Consider the following 6824-nt stretch of genomic DNA (forward strand, 5'->3'; position numbering starts at 1 on the left):
CGACCGCCGCGGCCGGTCCGATCGCCTTCGTCTCGCTCAGCGCGCCCCAGCTCGCCCGCCGGCTGACCCGGGCGCCGGGCCCCAACCTCGCCGCCTCCGCCCTCATGGGCGCCGTACTGCTGCTGGCCGCCGACTGGGTCGCCACCAACGCGTTCGGCGACCGTGAGCTGCCGGTGGGGGTGGTCACGGGCGTGCTCGGCGGCTGCTACCTGCTCTGGCTGCTGGTCACCGAACGCAAGGCGGGACGCATATGAGAGCGGGACGCATATGAGAAGCGGGACGCATATGACTGACCCGACGGCTCCGGCGGACCCGACAACGCCCCCGATCGCAAAGGCTTCCCCCATGCAGCGCCTCACCGCGGAATCGGTGACCCTCGGCTACGACCGGCGGATCATCGCCCGTGATCTGTCCGTGGAGATACCCGACCACTCCTTCACCGTGGTGGTGGGACCGAACGCCTGCGGCAAGTCGACATTGCTGCGTGCGCTCTCCCGGATGCTCAAACCGGCCGAGGGGCGGGTACTCCTCGACGGCGCCGCCATTCACTCGCTGCCGGCCAAGAAGGTCGCCAGAACCCTCGGTCTGCTGCCGCAGTCGTCCGTCGCGCCCGACGGCATCACCGTCGCCGACCTGGTCGCCCGTGGCCGCTATCCGCACCAGGGGCTGCTGCGGCAGTGGTCGCCCGACGACGAGCGGACCGTCCAGGAGTCGATGGCGGCCACCCGTATCGATGATCTCGCCGATCGCTATGTCGACGAATTGTCCGGCGGACAGCGCCAGCGGGTCTGGATCGCGATGGCCCTCGCCCAGCAGACGCCGCTGCTGCTCCTCGACGAACCCACCACCTTCCTCGACATCCAGCACCAGATCGAGGTGCTCGACCTCTGCGCCGAACTGCACGAGACCGGCGGGCGCACCCTCGTCGCCGTCCTGCACGACCTGAACCACGCCGCCCGCTACGCCACGCATCTCGTCGCCATGCGCGACGGGGCGGTCGTGGCGGAGGGGCCGCCGGCCGAGGTGGTCACAGCGCCGCTGGTGGAGCGGGTGTTCGGGCTGCGCTGTCAGGTCATCGAGGACCCCGAGACGGGCACCCCGCTGGTGGTGCCCGCGGGCCGCAAGGCCAGGAGCAGGGACGCCGTGCCGGCAGTCCCGGAGAACTGACTAGAGGAGTGTTTTCAGCCGCAGCAGGTCCCGGAAGCCCGCCTCCAGCTTGACCCGTCCCGAACCCCAGGCCCGTACGAAGTTCAGCTCCCCGTCCACGAGCGCGACCAGGTCGTCGCCCGCCATGGCCAGCCGGATCTGCGCCTGGTCGCGCGGCGGACCCGGCAGGGTGTCGGCCACCTCGATCCGGCCGTCCGTCAGCCGCCCTGTGAAGGTGATGTCGAGGTCCGTGATGTGACAGCTGAGGGAACGGTCGAACCCGGCCGCGTCGCGAACCTTCCCGTTCGCGCCCGCCAAGTTGTCCGAGAGCTTGTCGAGTGCGCCACGGCACTCCTCCTTCGTCGCCATCGTGATCGACGGTACCCCACCCCTTCGGGGTAGCGTCTTGGCATGAGCGACTTGATGGCTGCGACGGCCGGCGGCGACGGCCCGCACGACCCTGAACCGCAGCCCCTGGGGGTGCCGCGGACCCCGACAGGCAACGCGGAGGTGGACGGCCAGCTCGCCCGCCTCGACGATGTGGACCACCTGCCCGCCGAGGGCCATGTCGAGGTGTACGAGGATGTGCACAGGGGCCTGCGCGACACCCTGACCGCGCTCGACGCGCGCCCGGCGCACCCGGGACCCCCGGCGCCGGCGGCATCGCCTTCGCCGGCCTCGTTCACGTACGACAACAGGAGCTGAACCGAACGTGGCAGGACTGGCACGCCGCCGTCTCGATGCCGAGCTGGTACGCCGCAACCTCGCCCGCTCACGCGAGCACGCGAGCCAGCTGATCGCCGCGGGCCGGGTCACCGTCGGCGGCAACACGGCCACCAAACCCGCGACCCAGGTCGAGACCAGCGCGGCCGTCGTCGTCACCGAGGACGACGGAGATCCCGACTACGTCTCACGCGGCGGCCACAAACTCGCCGGCGCCCTCGCGGCCTTCGAGCCGCTCGGCCTCGCCGTACGCGGCAGGCGCGCCCTCGACGCCGGCGCTTCCACGGGCGGCTTCACCGACGTACTGCTGCGGGCCGGCGTCGGACACGTCGTCGCCGTGGACGTCGGATACGGACAACTCGCCTGGTCGCTGCGGAGCGATGAACGGGTGACCGTCAAGGACCGTACGAACGTACGCGAGTTGACGCTCGACCTGATCGGGGGAGTGCCTGTGGAGGTAATCGTGGGGGATCTGTCGTTCATCCCGCTCGGCCTCGTGCTGCCCGCGCTGGTGCGCTGCGCGGCCGACGAGGCCGATCTGGTGCTGATGGTCAAACCGCAGTTCGAGGTGGGCAAGGAGCGCCTCGGCAGCGGCGGTGTCGTACGCAGCCCCGAACTGCGTGCCTCGACCGTGAAGAACGTGGCGGGGAAGGCCGCCGAACTCGGCCTCGGCGTACGGGGGGTCACGGCGAGCCCGCTGCCCGGCCCCTCGGGGAACGTCGAATACTTCCTGTGGCTCAGCGCCGGAGCGCCCGCACTCGATCCGGCGGACGTCGACCGTGCAGTGGCGGAGGGACCCCGTTGACCGTGAACGCAGACCGCACCGTATTCCTGCTGGCCCACACCGGAAGACCCGCGGCGATCCGCAGTGCCGAGCGGGTCGTCAACGGGCTGGTGCGCAACGGGCTGCGCGTGCGTGTCCTGGAGGCCGAGGCGGCCGATCTGCCGCTGTCGGGCTCCGTCGTGGAGACGGTCCCCGACGCGACCCCCGAGGCACTGGACGGCTGCGAGCTGCTGATCGTGCTCGGCGGCGACGGGACGCTGCTGCGCGGCGCCGCCTTCGCCCGCGCTTCGGGCGTCCCGATGCTGGGGGTCAACCTCGGCAGGGTCGGGTTTCTCGCCGAGGCCGAGCGCGACGACCTGGACCGGGTCGTGTACCGCGTCGTCACGCGCGCCTACGAGGTCGAGGAGCGGATGACGATCGACGTCGTCGTACGCGTCAACGGCGCCGTCGTGCACCGGGACTGGGCGCTCAACGAGGCGGCCGTGCAGAAGGTGTCCCCCGAGCGGATGCTGGAGGTCGTCCTGGAGATCGACGGCCGGCCCGTCACCGGCTTCGGCTGCGACGGCATCGTCTGCGCCACCCCCACCGGGTCGACGGCGTACGCGTTCTCGGCGGGCGGCCCGGTCGTCTGGCCCGACGTCGAGGCGCTGCTGATGGTCCCGATCAGCGCCCACGCCCTGTTCGCGAAGCCGCTGGTCACCTCCCCGACGACGGTGCTCGCCGTGGAGGTGCAGCAGGACACCCCGCAGGGCGTCCTGTGGTGCGACGGGCGCAGAACGGTCGAGCTGCCGCCGGGGGCCCGGGTCGAGGTACGGCGCGGAGCCGTCCCCGTACGGCTGGCGCGGCTGCACCACGCGTCCTTCACCGACCGGCTGGTGGCCAAGTTCGCACTGCCGGTTTCCGGCTGGCGCGGAGCCCCGAACTGACCCCGGGCGGGCGCCGCTCCCGCAGGTCGGAGCCGGTACGCCCGGTGCGGTGGCGCGGGTGCCCGGTCGATCGGGGGGTGGGGTCCGTCGCACAGGGGGGCTCGGACCTCGTATGGTCATGACCGTGTTGGAGGAGATGCGGATACGGTCGCTCGGAGTCATCGACGACGCTGTGGTGGAGCTGTCACCCGGCTTCACAGCGGTGACCGGTGAGACGGGCGCCGGCAAGACCATGGTCGTCACCAGCCTCGGGCTGCTGCTCGGCGGACGCGCCGATCCCACGCTCGTACGGATCGGCGCGAAGGCGGCGGTCGTCGAGGGGCGGATCACGCTGGCCGCCGGATCGGCCGCCGCGCTGCGCGCCGAGGAGGCCGGGGCCGAGCTGGAGGACGGCGCGCTGCTCGTCAGCAGGACCGTCTCGGCCGAGGGGCGCTCACGCGCGCACCTGGGCGGCCGCTCCGTGCCCGTCGGCATGCTGGCGGAGCTGGCGGACGACCTCGTCGCCGTACACGGCCAGACCGACCAGCAGGGCCTGCTGCGGCCCGCCCGGCAGCGCCAGGCCCTCGACCGGTACGCGGGCGACGCCGTCACCGGACCGCACGCGAAGTACTTGGCCGCCTACCGCAGGCTGCGGGCCGTCGTCGCCGAACTCGACGAGCTGACCACCCGCGCCAGGGAGCGCGCCCAGGAGGCCGACCTGCTGCGCTTCGGCCTCAACGAGATCGCCGCCGTCGAACCGCTGCCGGGGGAGGACGTCGAACTCGCCGCCGAGGCCGAGCGGCTCGGCAACGCGGAGGCGCTGGCGTCGGCCGCGGCCCTCGCGCACGGCGCGCTCGCCGGCGACCCCGAGGACCCGGAGGGCGTGGACGCCACCACGCTGGTGGGCGGCGCCGGCCGCGCGCTGGAGGCCGTACGCTCCCACGACCCGGCGCTCGCCGGGCTCGCGGAGCGGATGGGCGAGATCTCGATCCTGCTCTCGGACGTCGCCGGTGAACTCGCCAGCTACGCCGACAACCTCGACGCCGACCCGCTGCGGCTCGGCGCCGTCGAGGAGCGCCGCGCCGCGCTGACCGCGCTGACCCGCAAGTACGGCCAGGACATCGCGACCGTGCTGGCCTGGTCGCAGGAGAGCGCCGCCCGGCTGACCGAGCTGGAGGGCGACGACGACCGGATCGGCGAGCTGACCGTCGAGCGTGACGCGCTGCGCGCCGAACTGTCCGGGCTCGCCCAGGCACTCACCGACGCCCGTACGGAGGCGGCTGACCGCTTCGCCGAAGCGGTCACCACGGAACTGGCGTCGCTGGCCATGCCGCACGCCCGGGTCTCCTTCGACATCCGGCAGACCGAGGCGGCGGACGAGACGTCCGGCATCGAGGTCGGCGGGCGCGCCGTCACGTACGGCACGCACGGCGTGGACGAGGTCGAACTGCTCCTCGCACCGCACCCGGGCGCCCAGCCCCGGCCGATCGCCAAGGGCGCTTCGGGCGGTGAGCTGTCGCGCGTGATGCTCGCCGTCGAGGTGGTCTTCGCGGGGTCCGACCCGGTGCCGACGTATCTCTTCGACGAGGTCGACGCGGGCGTCGGCGGCAAGGCCGCCGTCGAGGTGGGCCGCAGGCTGGCGAAGCTCGCCAAGTCGGCGCAGGTGGTGGTCGTGACGCACCTGCCGCAGGTCGCCGCCTTCGCCGACCGGCAGTTGCTGGTGGAGAAGACCAACGACGGTTCGGTGACGCGTTCGGGAGTGACCGTCCTGGAGGGCGAGGACCGGGTGCGGGAGCTGTCCCGGATGCTGGCGGGCCAGGAGGACTCCGAGACGGCGCGGGCCCACGCGGAAGAACTCCTGGCGACGGCACGCGCCGACGCGTAATCTACGGAACCTTCACCCGGGTGAGTGATTCAACGGGCCGATATCGCGCTGGCGGACGCAAGAACGCCACCTCCTCGGTGCCGGAACGTGCGTACGGACTGGCATCCTTGACGGCAGACCCGCTGCGGCGGCAGCACCCCGCCCCCGATCCAGGAGCCTTGGCCACGTGACACAACTGCGTACGGTCCAGGTGCTGGGCGGAGGCAGTGCGGGCAGCAGCGCGCACGTCCGGTCGCTGACGGCGGGACTCGTCGCCCGGGGCGTGCGCGTGACGGTGTGTGCCCCCGCCGAACTGGACGACGCCTACGACTTCCGGGGCGCCGGAGCGCGGCACATCCCCGTGCCGCGCCGCGGTGACCCGGCGTCGGTCGCCGCGCTGCGGGCGGCCTGCGTCGGCGCCGACGTGGTGCACGCGCACGGACTGCACGCCGCCGTACGGACCGCCCTCGCCCTGGGCGGCCGGCGGGTGCCGCTCGTCGTGACCTGGCACACCCGCGCCATCGACGAGGGGGCGCGCGGCCAAGTGCTGCGGCTGCTGGAGCGAAGAGCCGTACGGGCCGCGGCCGTTGTGCTGGGCACCTCGTCGGGCCTGGTCGACCGCGCGCGGGAACGCGGAGCCCGCGACGCCCGGCTCGCCCCGCTGGCCGTGCCCGCACCCCGGTCCGGCGCGGCGGGACCCGAGAGCCCGGAGCGTCCCGAGAGCAAGGCGCGCGCCGAACTGGGCGCGGTGGAGCGCCCGTTGGTGATGGCGGTCGGAAGTCTCGTGCCGCACCACGGCTATGACGTCCTGCTGGACGCGACCACCACCTGGGGCGCGCTCGACCCGGCGCCGCTGCTCGTGGTGGCGGGCGAGGGCCGGGAGCGCGCCAAGCTGCAACAGCGCATCGAGGACGACGAGTTGCCGGTCCAGCTGATCGGCAGGCGCGACGACATCAGCGACCTGCTCGCCGTCGCCGACGTGGCCGTACTGCCCAGCCGCTGGGAGGCACGGTCCGTCCTCGCCCAGGAGGCGCTGCGGCTGGGGGTGCCGCTGGTCGCCACGGCGGTCGGCGGAGTGCCCGAACTCGTCGGCGAGGCAGCGGAACTCGTCCCGTACGGAAACGCCGCGGCGCTCTCCCGCGCGGTGCTGCGCCTGCTGGCCGACCCGGCGCGCCGCCACGAACTGGCCCTGGCGGGCCGGGCGCAGGCGGCCACGTGGCCGACGGAGGACGACACGATCGCCCAGGTCCTGAGCGTCTACGACGAGTTGACGCAGCCCTGGTCGTTCGCCTGACGATTCGCCGACCGGCGCGGTGTCGCCGTCCGGCGCGGTTCTTGGTTGCGGGTCGCGGTTGCGGTTGTCGCCGGGTGCCGTTCCGGGGAGGCGTCCTGCGCTGCATGA

8 protein-coding genes are annotated in these 6824 nt (G+C 73.1%); 7 read left to right on the top strand and 1 reads right to left on the bottom strand.

Annotated elements, in window-relative coordinates:
- Positions 1 to 254, top strand: a 254-nt coding sequence (locus tag HY68_RS40125) for an iron chelate uptake ABC transporter family permease subunit (protein WP_041991132.1), incomplete at its 5' end; no start/stop codon positions are given.
- A gap of 91 nt (positions 255 to 345) precedes the next feature.
- Positions 346 to 1167, top strand: a complete 822-nt coding sequence (locus HY68_RS21105) for an ABC transporter ATP-binding protein (protein WP_041991134.1) — start codon at positions 346 to 348, stop codon at positions 1165 to 1167.
- Here the strand turns inward: HY68_RS21105 and HY68_RS21110 are convergent, their stop codons facing one another.
- On the bottom strand, positions 1168 to 1515 hold the full coding sequence (locus HY68_RS21110; RefSeq protein WP_041991136.1) for an SCP2 sterol-binding domain-containing protein: 348 nt from the start codon (positions 1513 to 1515) through the stop codon (positions 1168 to 1170). It lies immediately after the preceding gene.
- Positions 1516 to 1557: 42 nt separating this feature from the next.
- Here HY68_RS21110 and HY68_RS21115 point away from each other — a divergent pair, with 42 nt between their 5' ends.
- The 5 genes from HY68_RS21115 to HY68_RS21135 all read left to right on the top strand — a co-directional run bounded on the left by HY68_RS21115 (position 1558) and on the right by HY68_RS21135 (position 6716).
- The gene (locus tag HY68_RS21115; protein ID WP_041991138.1) at positions 1558 to 1851 is read left to right on the top strand and encodes a hypothetical protein; all 294 of its coding nucleotides are present in this window, start codon (positions 1558 to 1560) and stop codon (positions 1849 to 1851) included.
- Positions 1852 to 1858: 7 nt separating this feature from the next.
- On the top strand, positions 1859 to 2674 hold the full coding sequence (locus HY68_RS21120; RefSeq protein WP_041991140.1) for a TlyA family RNA methyltransferase: 816 nt from the start codon (positions 1859 to 1861) through the stop codon (positions 2672 to 2674).
- Positions 2671 to 3579 (top strand): NAD kinase, encoded by a 909-nt coding sequence (locus HY68_RS21125; RefSeq protein ID WP_041991141.1) that lies wholly within the window; start codon positions 2671 to 2673, stop codon positions 3577 to 3579. The genes HY68_RS21120 and HY68_RS21125 overlap by 4 nt, the downstream gene beginning before the upstream one ends.
- A gap of 112 nt (positions 3580 to 3691) precedes the next feature.
- Complete coding sequence (gene recN, locus HY68_RS21130) at positions 3692 to 5443, top strand: DNA repair protein RecN (protein ID WP_041991144.1); 1752 nt, start codon at positions 3692 to 3694, stop codon at positions 5441 to 5443.
- Positions 5444 to 5609: 166 nt separating this feature from the next.
- Positions 5610 to 6716 carry a glycosyltransferase family 4 protein gene (locus tag HY68_RS21135; RefSeq protein ID WP_041991145.1) on the top strand — a complete coding sequence of 369 codons (1107 nt, stop codon included), beginning with the start codon at positions 5610 to 5612 and terminating at the stop codon, positions 6714 to 6716.
- The last annotated feature ends 108 nt before the right edge of the window (positions 6717 to 6824 follow it).

Origin of the sequence: Streptomyces sp. AcH 505 (genome assembly GCF_000818175.1) — a bacterium.
Taxonomy (GTDB): domain Bacteria; phylum Actinomycetota; class Actinomycetes; order Streptomycetales; family Streptomycetaceae; genus Streptomyces.

Bases quoted from the DNA above. Each gene is read 5' to 3' on its own strand.
- HY68_RS21105 (WP_041991134.1), top strand. From the start codon at position 346: ATGCAGCGCCTCACCGCGGAATCGGTGACCCTCGGCTACGACCGGCGG.
- HY68_RS21110 (WP_041991136.1), bottom strand. From the start codon at position 1,515: ATGGCGACGAAGGAGGAGTGCCGTGGCGCACTCGACAAGCTCTCGGAC.
- HY68_RS21115 (WP_041991138.1), top strand. From the start codon at position 1,558: ATGAGCGACTTGATGGCTGCGACGGCCGGCGGCGACGGCCCGCACGAC.
- recN (WP_041991144.1), top strand. From the start codon at position 3,692: ATGGTCATGACCGTGTTGGAGGAGATGCGGATACGGTCGCTCGGAGTC.